Raw genomic sequence first — 13,551 nt, 5'->3', positions numbered from 1 at the left:
AGCCTTTGGGGGATGGGGTCACGCCTGCTGTCGATGCTGCTTTTCCAGCTTCTTGCGGATGCGGTCGCGCTTGAGGGTGGACAGGTAGTCGACGAACAGCTTGCCGTTGAGGTGGTCGCATTCGTGCTGGATGCATACCGCCAGCAGGCCTTCGGCGACTTCCTCGAAGGGGTTGCCATCGCGGTCGAGGGCCTTGATCCGGACCTTCTGCGGTCGGTCCACGTTCTCGTAGAAGCCGGGTACCGACAGGCAGCCTTCCTGGTACTGGTCCATATCCTCGGTCAGCGGTTCGAACTCGGGGTTGATGAATACCCTAGGCTCGGACTTGTCTTCGCTGAGGTCCATGACCACGATGCGCTTGTGCACGTTCACCTGGGTCGCGGCGAGGCCGATGCCCGGGGCTTCGTACATGGTTTCGAACATGTCGTCGATCAGCTGGCGCACCGCGTCGTCGACCACCTCCACCGGTTTGGCGATGGTCCGCAGGCGCGGATCGGGGAATTCGAGAATGTTCAGGATGGCCATATGCGTTTGTGATGCACTTGTGGAATCGATTGAAAATCCGCTGCTAAGATGGCGCGCAGCTTGAAAACGGCTTCAGACCGCGATTCTCGCGGGCTTCGGGCGTTTCGCGTATGTCGACATGATAAAGGGATTCACTGCATGAGGAAATCACTAGTCGCCCTTCTGCTCCTTGCCGCGAGCGGTCTGGCGCAGGCCCAGGTCGACCTCAGGGAAGGGCATCCGGACCGCTACACGGTGGTCAGGGGCGATACCCTGTGGGACATCTCGGGGAAATTCCTCCGCCAGCCATGGAAGTGGCCGGAACTCTGGCACGCCAACCCGCAGATCCAGAATCCCCACCTGATCTACCCCGGCGACACACTCAGCCTGGTCTACGTCGATGGCCAGCCGCGCCTGGTGCTGAACCGTGGCGAATCGCGCGGGACCATCAAGCTGTCGCCGAAGATCCGCAGCACGCCGATCGCCGAGGCCATCCCGACCATCCCGCTGGACAAGATCAACAGCTTCCTGCTGGCCAACCGCATCGTCGATGACGAGAAGACCTTCACCAGTGCGCCGTACATCGTCGCCGGCAACGCCGAGCGGATCGTCAGCGGCACCGGCGACCGCATCTATGCCCGCGGCAAGTTCGCCGACGGCCAGCCGGCCTATGGCATCTTCCGCCAGGGCAAGGTCTACATCGATCCGAAGACCAAGGAAGTCCTCGGCATCAACGCCGACGACATCGGCGGCGGCGAGGTGGTGGCCACCGAAGGCGACGTCGCGACCCTGGCGCTGACCCGCACCACCCAGGAAGTGCGCCTGGGCGACCGCCTGTTCCCCACCGAGGAGCGTGCGGTGAATTCCACCTTCATGCCCGGCGAGCCGAGCCGCGAGGTGAAGGGCGAAATCATCGACGTACCGCGCGGCGTGACCCAGATCGGCCAGTTCGACGTGGTCACCCTGAACCGTGGCCAGCGCGACGGGCTGGCCGAGGGCAACGTGCTGGCGATCTACAAGGTCGGCGAGACGGTGCGCGACCGCGTTACCGGTGAGTCGGTGAAGATTCCCGACGAACGCGCCGGCCTGCTGATGGTGTTCCGTACCTACAAGAAGCTGAGCTACGCCCTGGTTCTGATGGCCAGCAGGCCGCTCTCGGTAACCGACAGGGTGCAGAATCCCTGACTCGAAACCCCCGCCTCGGCGGGGGTTTCGCGTTTCTGGGGGAAGGAAATTTCATACGACGGTTTCCAGGATGGAAGCCGGACCCTTCCCCTCTTCCTGTCAGCGATGGACCTGCCTGCTATGGATGAGTCGCGATGAAGAACCATTCTCCAGCCGAACTGGAAGCACGGCTGCGCCTGCATGGCCTGCCCGAACTGGGACCCATGCGCTTCCTGCGCTTGATCGAGGCCTTCGGTTCGGCCTCTTCCGCGCTTGCCGCGCCAGCCGGCGCCTGGCGCACCCTGGGAGTGCCTGCCGAGGCCGCCGCCGCGCGGCGCAGCCCGGCGGTGCGGGAAGCGGCGGGTGAAGCCCTGCGCTGGCTGGAAGGTCCGCGCAGGCACCTGCTGATGTGGGACGACCCGGGATACCCGGCACTGCTCGCCGAAGTCGCCGATGCCCCGCCGCTGCTGTACGTCGAAGGCGCTCCGGAGACTCTGGAACGGCCGCAACTGGCGATGGTCGGCAGCCGCCGCGCCAGCCCCGCCGGGCTGGGCACCGCCCGGAGCTTTGCGCGCAGCCTGGCGCAGGGCGGCTTCGCCATCACCAGCGGGCTGGCCCTGGGCATCGATGGCGCCGCCCACGAGGGCGCGCTGGAGGCTGGCGGCGCGACCGTGGCAGTCCTCGGCACCGGCCTGCGCAGGCTCTATCCGCGGCGCCACGAAGCGCTGGCGCGGCGCATCGTCGAGGGTGGCGGCGCGCTGGTTTCGGAGCTGCCGCTGGACAGCCCGCCGCTGCCGGCAAACTTTCCCCGGCGCAACCGCATCATCAGCGGACTCTCGCTGGGTGTGCTGGTGGTCGAGGCAAGTCCCGCCAGCGGCTCGCTGATCACCGCGCGGCTGGCGGCGGAACAGGGGCGCGAGGTGTACGCCATTCCGGGTTCCATCCACCATCCCGGCGCACGTGGCTGCCACCAACTGATTCGCGATGGCGCGCTGCTGGTGGAAAGCGTCGGGCACGTGCTCGAAGCACTGCGCGGCTGGGCGCAGGCGGAGCCAGCGGAAGCGCCGGCGCAGCCCCTGCCCCACCCTTTGCTGGCGCTGCTGCGCGCCGCGCCCTACACCAGCGAAGGCCTGGCCGCCGCCAGCGGCATGACGCTGCCCGATGTGCTGGCGACGCTCAGCGAACTGGAACTCGACGGCCGGGTCGCCTGCGAGGCCGGCACCTGGGTGCATCGCTCCGGCTGAAACCGTACACTTCGCGCACCCTGTCCGCTGGAGTGAGTCGATGATCAGCAGCTTTCGTGCGCAATGCGCCGCCCGGGTCGTCCGCGAGGGCGGCGTGATCGCCTATCCCACCGAGGCGGTATGGGGGCTCGGCTGCGACCCGTGGAACGAGGATGCGGTGTATCGCCTGCTGGCGCTGAAGGCGCGGCCGGTGGAAAAGGGCCTGATCGTGGTGGCGGCGAACATCCACCAGCTCGACTTCCTTCTCGAAGACCTGCCGGACGTCTGGCTGGACCGCCTGGCCGGTACCTGGCCGGGGCCGAACACCTGGCTGGTGCCGCACCAGGAGCGCCTGCCGGAGTGGGTCACCGGCGTCCACGACAGCGTCGCCGTGCGGGTCACCGACCATCCCCTGGTACAGGAACTGTGCCATCTCACCGGTCCGCTGATCTCCACCTCGGCCAATCCGGCCGGGCGCCCGGCGGCGCGCACGCGGCTGCGGGTGGAGCAATACTTCCACGACGAGCTGGACGCTATCCTCGGCGGCGCCCTTGGCGGGCGCCGCAACCCCAGCCTGATCCGCGACCTGGTGACCGGACAGGTCATCCGCCCGGCCTGAGTACGCGCTTCAGGGCAACAGTACGGTCGAGCCGGTGGTTCGCCGTGCGGCCAGTTCGGTATGCGCCCTGGCTGCTTCGGCCAGGGCGAAGCGCTGGTTGATCTCGATGCGGATGTCGCCGCGCTCGATCAGGCCGAACAGCTCGTCGGCCATCGCCTGGAGTTTTTCCGGGGTATCGGCGTAGCTGCCCAGGGTCGGCCGGGTCACGTACAGCGAACCCTTCTGCGAGAGGATGCCCAGGTTGACCCCGGTCACCGGCCCCGAGGCGTTGCCGAAGCTGACCAGCAAGCCGCGCGGCGCCACGCAGTCCAGCGAGGTTTCCCAGGTATCCTTGCCCACCGAGTCGTAGACCACCGGGCACTTCTTCCCGTCGGTCAGTTCGAGCACCCGCCGCGCCACGTTCTCATGGCTATAGTCGATGGTCTCCCAGGCACCGTGCTGCCTGGCCAGGCGCGCCTTTTCCGGCGAGCTGACGGTGCCGATCAGCTGCACTCCAAGGGCCTTGGCCCATTGGCAGGCGAACAGGCCCACGCCGCCCGCGGCGGCATGGAAGAGAATGGTTTCGCCGCCCCGCAGTTCGTAGGTCTGGCGCAGCAGGTATTGGGTGGTGAGCCCCTTGAGCATCACCGCGGCGGCCTGTTCGAAGTCGATGCCGTCGGGCAGGTGGACCAGCTTCTCCTCCGCCAGCACATGCAGTTCGCTGTAGGCGCCCAGCGGGCCGGTGGCGTAGGCGACGCGGTCGCCGACCTTGAAACGGGTCACTTCGCTGCCCACCGCCTCGACCTCGCCGGCACCTTCGCTACCCAGTCCCGAGGGTAAGCCGGGGGCCGGATAGAGGCCGCTGCGGTAGTAGGTGTCGATGAAGTTCAGGCCAATGGCGCGATTGCGCACGCGGACTTCCCGGGGGCCCGGCTCGGCGGGTTGGTAGTCGCGGTATTCGAGGACTTCGGGGCCGCCGTAGGCAGCGAACTGGATGCGCTTGGCCATGCTGGAACTCCTGCTTCGTCAGGGTTTCGGACGGTCGCGCCGGGTGGGCGACCCTGGGTAAAGGCCTTCATCCAAGCCTTCCCCTTGACGGCCGTCAAGCGCCGGCTACCCATCCAGGGTGGTATGCTTGCGCCCTCGTTTCGTCGCCAGCCCGCGCCCCGCGTGGCCTCCCCGCTCCAAGGTGAACTCCGTGACCGACCGTATCGCCGCTGTCAAAACCTACCTGCTCGACCTGCAAGACCGCATCTGCGCCGCCCTCGAGGCGGAGGACGGCAAGGCCCGCTTCGCCGAGGACGCCTGGGAGCGTCCGGCCGGTGGCGGCGGACGGACGCGGGTAATCGGCGACGGCGCATTGATCGAGAAGGGCGGGGTGAATTTTTCCCACGTCTTCGGCGATAGCCTGCCGCCCTCGGCCAGCGCCCATCGGCCGGAACTGGCCGGGCGCGGTTTCCAGGCGCTCGGCGTGTCGCTGGTGATCCATCCGGAAAACCCCCACGTGCCGACGTCCCATGCCAACGTGCGTTTCTTCTGCGCCGAGAAGGAAGGCGAGGAGCCGGTCTGGTGGTTCGGCGGCGGCTTCGATCTGACCCCCTACTACGCCCACGAGGAAGACTGCGTGCATTGGCACCGGGTCGCTCGCGACGCCTGCGCGCCGTTCGGCGCGGACGTCTACCCGCGCTACAAGGAATGGTGCGACCGCTACTTCCACCTCAAGCACCGCAACGAGCCGCGCGGCATCGGCGGCCTGTTCTTCGACGACCTCAACCAGTGGGACTTCGACACCTGCTTCGCCTTCATCCGCGCCATCGGCGATGCCTATATCGACGCCTACCTGCCGATCGTCCAGCGCCGCAAGCACACGCCGTTCGATGAACGGCAGCGAGAGTTCCAGGCCTATCGTCGCGGTCGCTATGTGGAGTTCAACCTGGTCTTCGATCGTGGCACCCTGTTCGGCCTGCAGTCCGGCGGCCGTACCGAATCGATCCTGATGTCGTTGCCGCCGCAGGTGCGCTGGGGCTATGACTGGAAACCCGAGCCGGGCAGCGAGGAAGCGCGCCTGACCGAGTATTTCCTCGCCGACCGCGATTGGCTCGCCGGCCAGCCCTGACCCGCCCGCAGGGGACGAGTCCGCTCGTCCCGTCCCACTCCGGCAAAGGAACGACCCATGGACCGCTATTGCGTATTCGGCAACCCCATCGGCCACAGCAAGTCGCCGCTGATCCACCGCCTGTTCGCCGAGCAGACCGGCGAGGCGCTGGTCTATGACGCGCAACTGGCGCCGCTGGACGACTTCCCCGGGTTCGCCCGGCGCTTCTTCGAGCAGGGCAAGGGCGCCAATGTCACCGTGCCGTTCAAGGAAGAGGCCTATCGTCTGGTGGACGAGTTGAGCGAGCGGGCCACCCGGGCCGGGGCGGTGAACACCCTGATCCGCCTCGCCGACGGTCGCCTGCGCGGCGACAACACCGACGGCGCCGGCCTGCTGCGGGACCTGACGGCGAACGCCGGGGTCGAGCTGCGCGGCAAGCGGGTTCTCCTGCTCGGCGCCGGCGGTGCGGTGCGTGGGGTGCTCGAACCCTTCCTCGGCGAGTGCCCGGCGGAGTTGCTGATCGCCAACCGCACGGCGCGGAAGGCCGTGGACCTGGCCGAGCGGTTCGCCGACCTCGGCGCGGTGCACGGCTGCGGTTTCGCCGAGGTCGAAGGGCCTTTCGACCTGATCGTCAACGGCACCTCGGCCAGTCTTGCCGGCGACGTGCCGCCGCTGGCGCAGAGCGTGATCGAGCCCGGCCGTACCGTCTGCTACGACATGATGTATGCCAAGGAACCGACTGCCTTCAACCGCTGGGCCGCCGAACGCGGTGCGGCGCGTACCCTGGATGGCCTGGGCATGCTGGTGGAGCAGGCCGCCGAGGCATTCTTCCTCTGGCGCGGCGTGCGTCCTGCCTCGGCGCCAGTGTTGGAGACGCTGCGCCGACAGTTGGCAACTGTCTGAGTTGTCAGGCGGCATTTGAGACGTACGTCTCAAATTGGCTTCCATCTGACATGTAGGAATCACAAAACCGGGTTAAGACTTCAGGCTTCACTCACTCTCGAGCGCTGCCGATGAAAACCTTCGCCCGCCTGGCCGCCGGTCTCTGCATCTGCGCCATCGCCAGCCAGGCCAACGCCTGGTCGCAACCGACCCACAAGAACATCGTCAAGGATGCCCTGGCCTTCATGAACTCCTCCTACGCCACCGAGGAGATGCGCCAGGCCTACCGGTTCTACGTGAGCGCCGCCGGCAGCGAGGCGCAGGCCGGGGAGATCCTCGGCCAGGCGGCCTTCGACGTGGACGACTTCAAGGACACCCGTCTCGGTGGCTGGTGGGTCGGCTACGAACACGCGCCGCTGTGGGGCGCGGCTTCGGGCATCGTCAACTACACCTCGTACTGGCACTTCCTCAACCTGGCCCGGGACGGCGACTCCCATGGCAACCCCCACGGCGGCTACGACTACCGCTACCACAAGGTCGACGGCGGCATCGCCGACGTCGACTGGTACGCCATGGTCTACCTCTACAACCGCGAGCTGAAGCGCGAGGACTTCGACACCACCGAGGCGCACTACCGCCAGGGCACCCGCTCGGACTGGCAGGAGCACTACGGCGACTTCCAGACCGCCGCCTTCCAGCCGATCGATAACCTCGCCACCTACTGGTTCGAGCAGTTCCGCGCCGCGCCTTCGCTGCAGACCATCGGCTATGCCCTGCATGCCACCGGCGACGTGGCCCAGCCGCACCATGTGTGGATCACCTCGGCCAACGGCCATTCCAGCTGGGAAGGCTGGGTCGACGACCACTACGCCAGCGAGAAGCTCAACGACCCGGCGGCGGTGGCCAACCTGGTGGGGCGCTACGACCCGAGCAAGAGCATCCGCGACCTGCTCACCCAGACCGGCCAGGTCGCCTACGCGCGCCCCGAGCCGCTCTACGACACCAGCTACGAGACGCGCCTGCGGGTGGCGAAGGAGCTGATTCCCGAGTCCATCGCCCTGACCGTCACCGTACTGACCAAGGGCGCCAACAGCTTCGATGCACCGACTGCTCTCTGATCGCGCCCGGGGCTGGCGTCGCGCACTGTGCGGGATCGTCCTCGGGCTGCTGGCGTGGAGCGCCCATGGCGTCCCCGCCAAGGCGCCGCAGGATCTGCGGATCGACGGCGAGGTGCTGCCGGGGAGAAGCATCGACTTGCTCGAGCAGGCCCTGTCGCGGGTCAAGTTCAACACCGACCCGCAGCAGTTGCGCCGTGGCCTGGTGGAAAACCGCCTGCTGGCGCGCGCGGTGGAAGACCAGCTCACCGCGCAGAGCCGCGCCGATCTCGACGCCAGCGTGGAGATCGAGGCCGGTAACCTGCTCGAACAGGTATATGGCCGACGCTACCGCGAGGACCTCGGGCCATACCTGCGCCAGCCCCGGGCCCTGAGCGCGGAGCGTTTGCGCGAGGTGCTGGCGCCGAGGAGCCGCGGCCTGGTGGAAAACAGCCTGCTGCTGGACGAGACGCAGCGCCGCGAGGCGGCCGGGGTCGAGCTGATCGGCTGGCAGTTTCCCGGCCAGCCGGCACAGGTCCTCGACCTGCTATCGCTGTACGAAGGCGACAACGTCCAGGGCCAGGTGGAATTGCAACAGGGCAACCTCGCTTACCTGGCGCGCCAGGTCCAGACCCGCATCCGCCGCGACTACCTCTGGTACCGCCTGGCCCGGGACGGCTTCGGCCCGGCAGAGCGGCAGGGCGTGAGGACCCTGGTGCGGGACAAGCTGGTGCGCCATCGCTATCTGCACCAGATCGGCCTCTACAGTGATTTCCACCATGAGTCCGATGCGCTGCGGGAACTCGCCGGCAAGGTCAGCGACAAGGACGCCGAGGCCTACTATCGGCGCAACCTGGAGCGTTACCGCAACGTCGCGCAGGTGCAGGCGGCGCATATCCGCCTGGCCGACCAGGCGAGCGCGGACAAGGTCTACGCCGAGTTGCGCAACGGCCTGGCCTTCGACGAGGCGGTACGCCGCTATTCCCTGGCCGACGACAGGGACCGCGACCCGCCCGGCGACCTAGGCCTGATACGGCCCCAGGACGGCCGGCTCGACCTGCTGCGCAAGACTGCGCTGATCCAGAAGGCCGATACGGTTTCCCAGCCGATGCGCATCGACGGCGCGTTCGAGATCGTCCGGGTGCGTAGCCGCGAGGATCGCCAGTTGCCCCTCGACGACCGCAGCGTGCGCTTCGAGGTGAACCAGGCGGTGGCGCGCGAGCAACTGGCAGCACAGTTCGAGACGCGCCTGCGCAACCTGCTGGCCGGCGCCAGGGTGGAAGGCCTGTGAAGCGCTGGCTCGGCGTTGCCCTCGGCTGCAGCGGGCTGGCGATCGCCCTGGCCTGCGCCGGCGTGTTGCTGGCGCCCGCCGATATGGCCGCTTCCTCGTCTTCTCCGCCGCCAGCCAGGACGGTTGCGGCACTGCCCGCGGTCGACGACCGTCCGCCGCCGCCGGCGCCGGTGCGATCGCAAGCGGCAGCACCGGCGTACGAGGCGGAGCCGCCGGCGGCGGAACTGGATCGCGAGCAGGCGATCCAGTTCATGCAGATGCTGCGCGACGAGGGCGACCCGCGCAGCCCGCCGCTCGGCGGCCTGCAACCACGCCAGGGCGCGACGGCGCAGGAGCTGGCCGATCCGAAGCAGTACCAGGCCTTCGAGGAACGACAGACCCGCGAACTGGTACAGGCCTACACCAGCGGCGTACAGCAGATACCGGAAATCCGCGCGCGGATCGAGGCGGCCGAACAGGGTGGCGAGCGCAGCGCCGAGGAAATCGACGAGGCTCGCGCCGCCCTTGGACAGTTGGAGATGATGCGCGACAAGCTGCAGCGGGAATCGCCGCAACTGCTGCCCGGCGACAGCGCACCGACATCGCCGGCGGCGCCCTGAGCGTCAGCCTTCGTAGTGCAGGCGGCAGCCTTCGTCGGCCTGCCGGCCCAGCGCTTCGCGGACCTGCGGGCGGGCGTGGCGCAATACCAGGCGGCGGCCCTCGGCGTGCAGGCGGCGGGCTTCCTGCTGCAACAGCACTGCGCCGGCGAAGTCGATGAAGTTCACCTGGCGGGCGTCCAGCACCAGCCGTGGCCTGTCGCATTGGCGCATGAGGCGTTGCAGGTAGTCGCAGGCGCCGAAGAAGATCGAGCCTTCGATGCGCAGCACTTCTTCCTCGTCGTTGTGCTGGCGCAGTACGCGTGGTGTCGAGGTGCGCCGCAGGTAGAAGACCAGCGACGCCAGCACTCCCGCGTAGATGGCGTTCTGCAGCGGCAACAGCAGCGTGGCCAGGGCGGTTAGGCCGGCCACCAGGCATTCGGCGCGGCCGCTGCGGTAGAGCGCGCGGAGCGCTGGGCGGTCGATCAGGCCCCAGGCGATCAGCAGGATGCCTGCGGCCATCGCCGGCAACGGCACATGCTCGATCAGGCGCGCACCGAGCACGGCCAGCAGTGCCACCCAGAGCGCCGAAAACGCACCCGCCAGCGGGGAGCGCGCACCGGCTTCCAGATTCAGCCCGGAGCGGGTGAAGGAGCCCGCCGACAGGCTCGCCGACAGCCAAGGCCCGAGCAGGTTCGACAGGCCCTGGGCGCGGACCTCCTGGTTGGCATCGAACGCGTCTCCCTGGCGCGCGGCCAGGGCGCGGGCGATCGATAGGCTGGTGACCAGCCCGAGCATGCCGCAGGCCACCGCCGCAGGTAGCAGGTCGAGGATCGATCGGGAATCGAAGACCAGCGGATTCCAGCCCGGCAGTGCGCTCGATAAGGCCTGCACATGGGCTACCGAGGCGAAGGTCCCGGGTAGCGCCCAGACCAGCGTGGCACCGCCCAGCAAGCCAAGCAGCAGGGCCGGCCAGCGCGGTCGCAGGCGCCTGACCAGCAGGCTGAGCGCGAAGCTGAAGCCGCCCACCAGCAGCGATGGGCCATCGAACTCGGCGAACCGCGCCAGCAGCCGCCAGCCGTTTCCCGGCGCTGCGCCCTCCCCGCTCGCGGCCAGGCCGAGAAGATAGGGCAGTTGGCCGAGGACGATCAGCAGCGCCGCGCCAAGGGTGAAGCCGAGCATCACCGAATGCGAGACGAAATTGACCAGCGACCCGACGCGCAGGACGCCGAGCAGCCACTGGAAGGCGCCGGCGAGAAAGGTCAGCAGCAGCACGGCCTGGACGTATTGCGGGCTGCCCAGCGGCGCCAGCGGGGCCACCGAACTGAACAGCAGCACCGAGATCGCCGCGGTGGGACCGCTCACCAGGTAGCGCGACGAGCCCCACAGGCAGGCGATCGCCACTGGCAGCATCGCCGCGTACAGGCCGTACTCCGCTGGCAGGCCGGCGATCAGCGCATAGGCCATCGATTGCGGCAGTGCCAGGATTGCGCCATTCAGGCCGACCCAGGCCTCGCGCCCGAGCATGCCCCGGTGCAGCCCCGGTAGCCAGGCGAGGAACGGCAGCAGGCGCGTCCACATGGCGCTATGGCTGGCCGCGAACCGCGGCCAGGGCGTCGCCGCCGTCGCGGCTGGTCACCCCTTGCAGCCAGGCCTCGAGCACCTGCGGGTTGGCCTTGAGCCAGGCGCGGGTCGCCGAGGCCGGAGTCGCCGTGCCTTCCAGCGCGTCGCTCATCAGGCGGTTCTCCATGTCCAGGTCGAAGCGCAGGTTGGCCAGCAGCCGCGCCGGGTTCGGGCACTGCGCGGCGTAGCCCTTGCGTGCCAGGGTGTAGACCTGGCCGCGGTCGCCGAAGTACTGCTCGCCGCCTTCCAGGTAGCGCAGGTCATGGCGGATGTTCATCGGGTGCGGCGTCCAGCCGAGGAACACCAGCCAGCGCTGGCGCTTCTCGGCCCGGCCGAGTTCGGCGAGCATCGCCTGCTCGCTGGACTCCACCAGCTTCCAGTCGCCGAGGCCGAACTGGTTGGCGTCGATCATCTTCTGGATCGACTGATTGGCCGGCGCGCCGGAGCCGATCCCGTACAGCTTGCGGTTGAAGCGTTGCCCTTGCGCGGCGAGGTCCTCGAAGCGGTGTACGCCGGCGTCCCAGACGTAGCGCGGCACCGCCAGGGTGAAGCGGGTGCCGTCGAGGTTGCGACCGAGGCGTTCGACCTGGCCGCTGGCGACGAACTTGTCGTGATAGTCCTGGTGCGCGGGCATCCAGCCGCCGAGGAAGGCGTCCACCTGGCCGTCGCGCAGGCCGCCATAGATGATCGGCACCGACAGGGTATCGATCTTCACCTGGTAGCCGAGGCTTTCCAGGAGAAACGCGGCGGTGGCGTTGGTCACCGCGATATCGCTCCAGCCTGGATCGGCCAGCCTGACGCGGGCACAGGCGGGGTCTTCGGCGTATAGCGAGGCGCTGCCCAGGAACAGGGTGGCGGCCAGCAGGCAGGTGGGAAGCCGGTTCATGGAGGTGCCCTCGTGCTCAGGGTTGCGGGAAGCGCGCGCGGCGCTCGAGATCGTCCAGGTCGATATGGTTGCGCATGTACTGCTGGCTGGCATCGACCCACGGCTGGTGGTCCCAGCTGGCCAGCCGTCCTCGCGCCAGCGCGGCGGCCACCAGGCGTCGGCGGCGCTGGCTGTCGAGTACGGCGCGGGTGATCGCGGGGATGTCCCAGCGTCGCCGGGCCTCGTCGAGGAACGCCTCGAACGTTCCGCGATGGGCCGGACTGGCGGCGAGGTTCTCGCGCTCCTGCGGGTCGTTGCGCAGGTCGTAGAGCAGGCAGGGGTCCTGCTCGGAGTAGATGAACTTGTAGTCGCCGCGGCGGATCATCATCAGCGGGCTGAGGGTGCCCTCGGCGGTGTATTCGCCGATCACCTCGTCATGCCCGCTGCCGTCGCGCAGGTGCGGCAGCAGCGAGCGGCCTTCCAGCGGCAGGCGTGGATCGACCTGGCCGCCGGCCAGCTCCACCAGGGTCGGCAGCAGGTCCACGGTGGATACCGAAGCGCCGATGCGGCGCGGCGCGAAGCGCGCCGGCGCATGGACCAGCAGCGGCACGCGCGCGGCCATCTCGAACCAGTGCATCTTGTACCAGAGGCCGCGCTCGCCGAGCATGTCGCCATGGTCGCCGGAGAACACCACGATGGTGTCGTCGGCCAGCCCGCATTCCTCCAGGGTCGCCAGCAGCGCACCGATCTGCGCGTCGACGTAGCTGCAGGCGCCGAAGTAGGCACGCCGGGCGGCGCGGATGCGCTCCTCGGGCAACGGCTTGTCCCACAGGTCGATGACCTTCAGCAGGCGTTGCGAATGAGGGTCCTGCTCCTCCTGGGCGAAGCGCTGGCGCGGCAGCGGGATGTCCTCGTCGCGGTAGAGATTCCAGTAGCTCGCCGGGATGCTGTAGGGGTCGTGCGGATGGGTCATCGACACGGTCAGGCAGAATGGCTGGCCGGCGTGCTGGCGAACATGGTCGTAGAGGTACTGGCGGGCCTTGAACACCACCTCCTCGTCGAAGTCCAGCTGGTTGGTGCGCACGCAGGGACCGGCCTGCAAAACCGAGGACATGTTGTGGTACCAGCTCGGGCGCACCTCCGGCTCGTCCCAGTTCACCGCCCAGCCATAGTCCGCCGGATAGATGTCGCTGGTCAGGCGTTCCTCGTAGCCGTGCAACTGGTCGGGACCGCAGAAGTGCATCTTGCCCGACAGCGCCGTGCGATAGCCGAGGTTGCGCAGGTAGTGGGCGTAGGTGGGGGTATCGGCGGCGAAGTCGGCGGCGTTGTCCCAGGCGCCGATGCGGGTAGGTAAGCGACCGCTGACCAGGGTGAAGCGCGACGGCGCGCAGAGCGGGCTGTTGCAGTATGCCGAGTCGAACACCACGGCCCGTTCGGCGAGGCGCGAGAGGTGAGGCATGCGCAGCGCCGAGCGCGGATCGTGAAGCGGCAGCAGCGGCGCGGCCATCTGGTCGGCCATGATGAACAGGATGTTCGGCGAGGTCTTCATCGGGCGGCTTATCCCATGCGATTGGGTTATGCGATAGTGCTGCGTCGATCATCAGTGCATCGAAATCCCTGGTAAACCGCATGGGGCT

At 68.2% G+C, this 13,551-nt stretch carries 13 protein-coding genes; 8 read left to right on the top strand and 5 right to left on the bottom strand.

Annotated elements, in window-relative coordinates; genetic code table 11:
• Positions 1 to 18 precede the first annotated feature (18 nt).
• A complete protein-coding gene (gene def / locus HMPREF3014_RS19220; protein ID WP_003107059.1) occupies positions 19 to 525 on the bottom strand; it encodes a peptide deformylase in 507 nt (168 codons plus the stop codon).
• A 138-nt stretch (positions 526 to 663) separates the two neighbouring features.
• Between def and HMPREF3014_RS19215 the strand changes: the two genes are divergently transcribed.
• The 3 genes from HMPREF3014_RS19215 to HMPREF3014_RS19205 all read left to right on the top strand — a co-directional run bounded on the left by HMPREF3014_RS19215 (position 664) and on the right by HMPREF3014_RS19205 (position 3,510).
• Positions 664 to 1,689: a LysM peptidoglycan-binding domain-containing protein gene (locus HMPREF3014_RS19215; protein WP_003097294.1), complete on the top strand. Its 1,026-nt coding sequence runs from the start codon at positions 664 to 666 to the stop codon at positions 1,687 to 1,689.
• Positions 1,690 to 1,823: 134 nt separating this feature from the next.
• Positions 1,824 to 2,912 (top strand): DNA-processing protein DprA, encoded by a 1,089-nt coding sequence (gene dprA, locus HMPREF3014_RS19210; RefSeq protein WP_003123764.1) that lies wholly within the window; start codon positions 1,824 to 1,826, stop codon positions 2,910 to 2,912.
• Positions 2,913 to 2,952: 40 nt separating this feature from the next.
• Positions 2,953 to 3,510 carry an L-threonylcarbamoyladenylate synthase type 1 TsaC gene (locus HMPREF3014_RS19205; protein WP_003097300.1) on the top strand — a complete coding sequence of 186 codons (558 nt, stop codon included), beginning with the start codon at positions 2,953 to 2,955 and terminating at the stop codon, positions 3,508 to 3,510.
• A gap of 9 nt (positions 3,511 to 3,519) precedes the next feature.
• On the opposite strand, the gene HMPREF3014_RS19200 is transcribed toward HMPREF3014_RS19205, so the two are convergent.
• On the bottom strand, positions 3,520 to 4,497 hold the full coding sequence (locus tag HMPREF3014_RS19200) for an NADPH:quinone reductase (protein WP_003111202.1): 978 nt from the start codon (positions 4,495 to 4,497) through the stop codon (positions 3,520 to 3,522).
• 190 nt (positions 4,498 to 4,687) lie between these two features.
• Between HMPREF3014_RS19200 and hemF the strand changes: the two genes are divergently transcribed.
• The 5 genes from hemF to HMPREF3014_RS19175 all read left to right on the top strand — a co-directional run bounded on the left by hemF (position 4,688) and on the right by HMPREF3014_RS19175 (position 9,450).
• On the top strand, positions 4,688 to 5,605 hold the full coding sequence (gene hemF, locus HMPREF3014_RS19195) for an oxygen-dependent coproporphyrinogen oxidase (RefSeq protein WP_003097311.1): 918 nt from the start codon (positions 4,688 to 4,690) through the stop codon (positions 5,603 to 5,605).
• A gap of 57 nt (positions 5,606 to 5,662) precedes the next feature.
• Positions 5,663 to 6,487 carry a shikimate dehydrogenase gene (gene aroE, locus HMPREF3014_RS19190; protein ID WP_003111201.1) on the top strand — a complete coding sequence of 275 codons (825 nt, stop codon included), beginning with the start codon at positions 5,663 to 5,665 and terminating at the stop codon, positions 6,485 to 6,487.
• A gap of 110 nt (positions 6,488 to 6,597) precedes the next feature.
• On the top strand, positions 6,598 to 7,584 hold the full coding sequence (locus HMPREF3014_RS19185) for a phospholipase C (protein WP_003111200.1): 987 nt from the start codon (positions 6,598 to 6,600) through the stop codon (positions 7,582 to 7,584).
• Positions 7,565 to 8,851 carry a peptidylprolyl isomerase gene (locus tag HMPREF3014_RS19180; RefSeq protein WP_023086758.1) on the top strand — a complete coding sequence of 429 codons (1,287 nt, stop codon included), beginning with the start codon at positions 7,565 to 7,567 and terminating at the stop codon, positions 8,849 to 8,851. Before HMPREF3014_RS19185 ends, HMPREF3014_RS19180 begins: the two co-directional genes overlap by 20 nt.
• Entirely contained in the window at positions 8,848 to 9,450 is a 603-nt protein-coding gene (locus tag HMPREF3014_RS19175; protein WP_023086854.1) for a hypothetical protein, read from the top strand. The genes HMPREF3014_RS19180 and HMPREF3014_RS19175 overlap by 4 nt, the downstream gene beginning before the upstream one ends.
• Before the next feature lie 3 nt (positions 9,451 to 9,453).
• On the opposite strand, the gene HMPREF3014_RS19170 is transcribed toward HMPREF3014_RS19175, so the two are convergent.
• From HMPREF3014_RS19170 to betC, 3 genes are read right to left on the bottom strand one after another with little or no spacing between them, the layout of a single operon-like run.
• Positions 9,454 to 11,007 (bottom strand): SulP family inorganic anion transporter, encoded by a 1,554-nt coding sequence (locus HMPREF3014_RS19170; RefSeq protein ID WP_003118484.1) that lies wholly within the window; start codon positions 11,005 to 11,007, stop codon positions 9,454 to 9,456.
• Positions 11,008 to 11,011: 4 nt separating this feature from the next.
• Positions 11,012 to 11,935, bottom strand: a complete 924-nt coding sequence (locus tag HMPREF3014_RS19165; RefSeq protein WP_003118485.1) for a choline ABC transporter substrate-binding protein — start codon at positions 11,933 to 11,935, stop codon at positions 11,012 to 11,014.
• Positions 11,936 to 11,951: 16 nt separating this feature from the next.
• A complete protein-coding gene (gene betC, locus HMPREF3014_RS19160; protein ID WP_003120673.1) occupies positions 11,952 to 13,463 on the bottom strand; it encodes a choline-sulfatase in 1,512 nt (503 codons plus the stop codon).
• Positions 13,464 to 13,551: the final 88 nt, after the last annotated feature.

It is taken from the genome of Pseudomonas sp. HMSC065H01 (assembly GCF_001815235.1).
Taxonomy (GTDB): Bacteria; Pseudomonadota; Gammaproteobacteria; order Pseudomonadales; family Pseudomonadaceae; genus Pseudomonas; species Pseudomonas aeruginosa.
The sequence above is the reverse complement of the archived record's forward strand: the minus strand, read 5'-3'. Positions and strand labels throughout refer to the sequence as shown.

Excerpts from the sequence above, each read along its gene's own strand:
- def (WP_003107059.1), bottom strand. The coding sequence starts at position 525 with ATGGCCATCCTGAACATTCTCGAATTCCCCGATCCGCGCCTGCGGACC.
- HMPREF3014_RS19215 (WP_003097294.1), top strand. The coding sequence starts at position 664 with ATGAGGAAATCACTAGTCGCCCTTCTGCTCCTTGCCGCGAGCGGTCTG.
- dprA (WP_003123764.1), top strand. The coding sequence starts at position 1,824 with ATGAAGAACCATTCTCCAGCCGAACTGGAAGCACGGCTGCGCCTGCAT.
- HMPREF3014_RS19205 (WP_003097300.1), top strand. The coding sequence starts at position 2,953 with ATGATCAGCAGCTTTCGTGCGCAATGCGCCGCCCGGGTCGTCCGCGAG.
- HMPREF3014_RS19200 (WP_003111202.1), bottom strand. The coding sequence starts at position 4,497 with ATGGCCAAGCGCATCCAGTTCGCTGCCTACGGCGGCCCCGAAGTCCTC.
- aroE (WP_003111201.1), top strand. The coding sequence starts at position 5,663 with ATGGACCGCTATTGCGTATTCGGCAACCCCATCGGCCACAGCAAGTCG.
- HMPREF3014_RS19185 (WP_003111200.1), top strand. The coding sequence starts at position 6,598 with ATGAAAACCTTCGCCCGCCTGGCCGCCGGTCTCTGCATCTGCGCCATC.
- HMPREF3014_RS19180 (WP_023086758.1), top strand. The coding sequence starts at position 7,565 with ATGCACCGACTGCTCTCTGATCGCGCCCGGGGCTGGCGTCGCGCACTG.
- HMPREF3014_RS19170 (WP_003118484.1), bottom strand. The coding sequence starts at position 11,007 with ATGTGGACGCGCCTGCTGCCGTTCCTCGCCTGGCTACCGGGGCTGCAC.
- HMPREF3014_RS19165 (WP_003118485.1), bottom strand. The coding sequence starts at position 11,935 with ATGAACCGGCTTCCCACCTGCCTGCTGGCCGCCACCCTGTTCCTGGGC.
- betC (WP_003120673.1), bottom strand. The coding sequence starts at position 13,463 with ATGAAGACCTCGCCGAACATCCTGTTCATCATGGCCGACCAGATGGCC.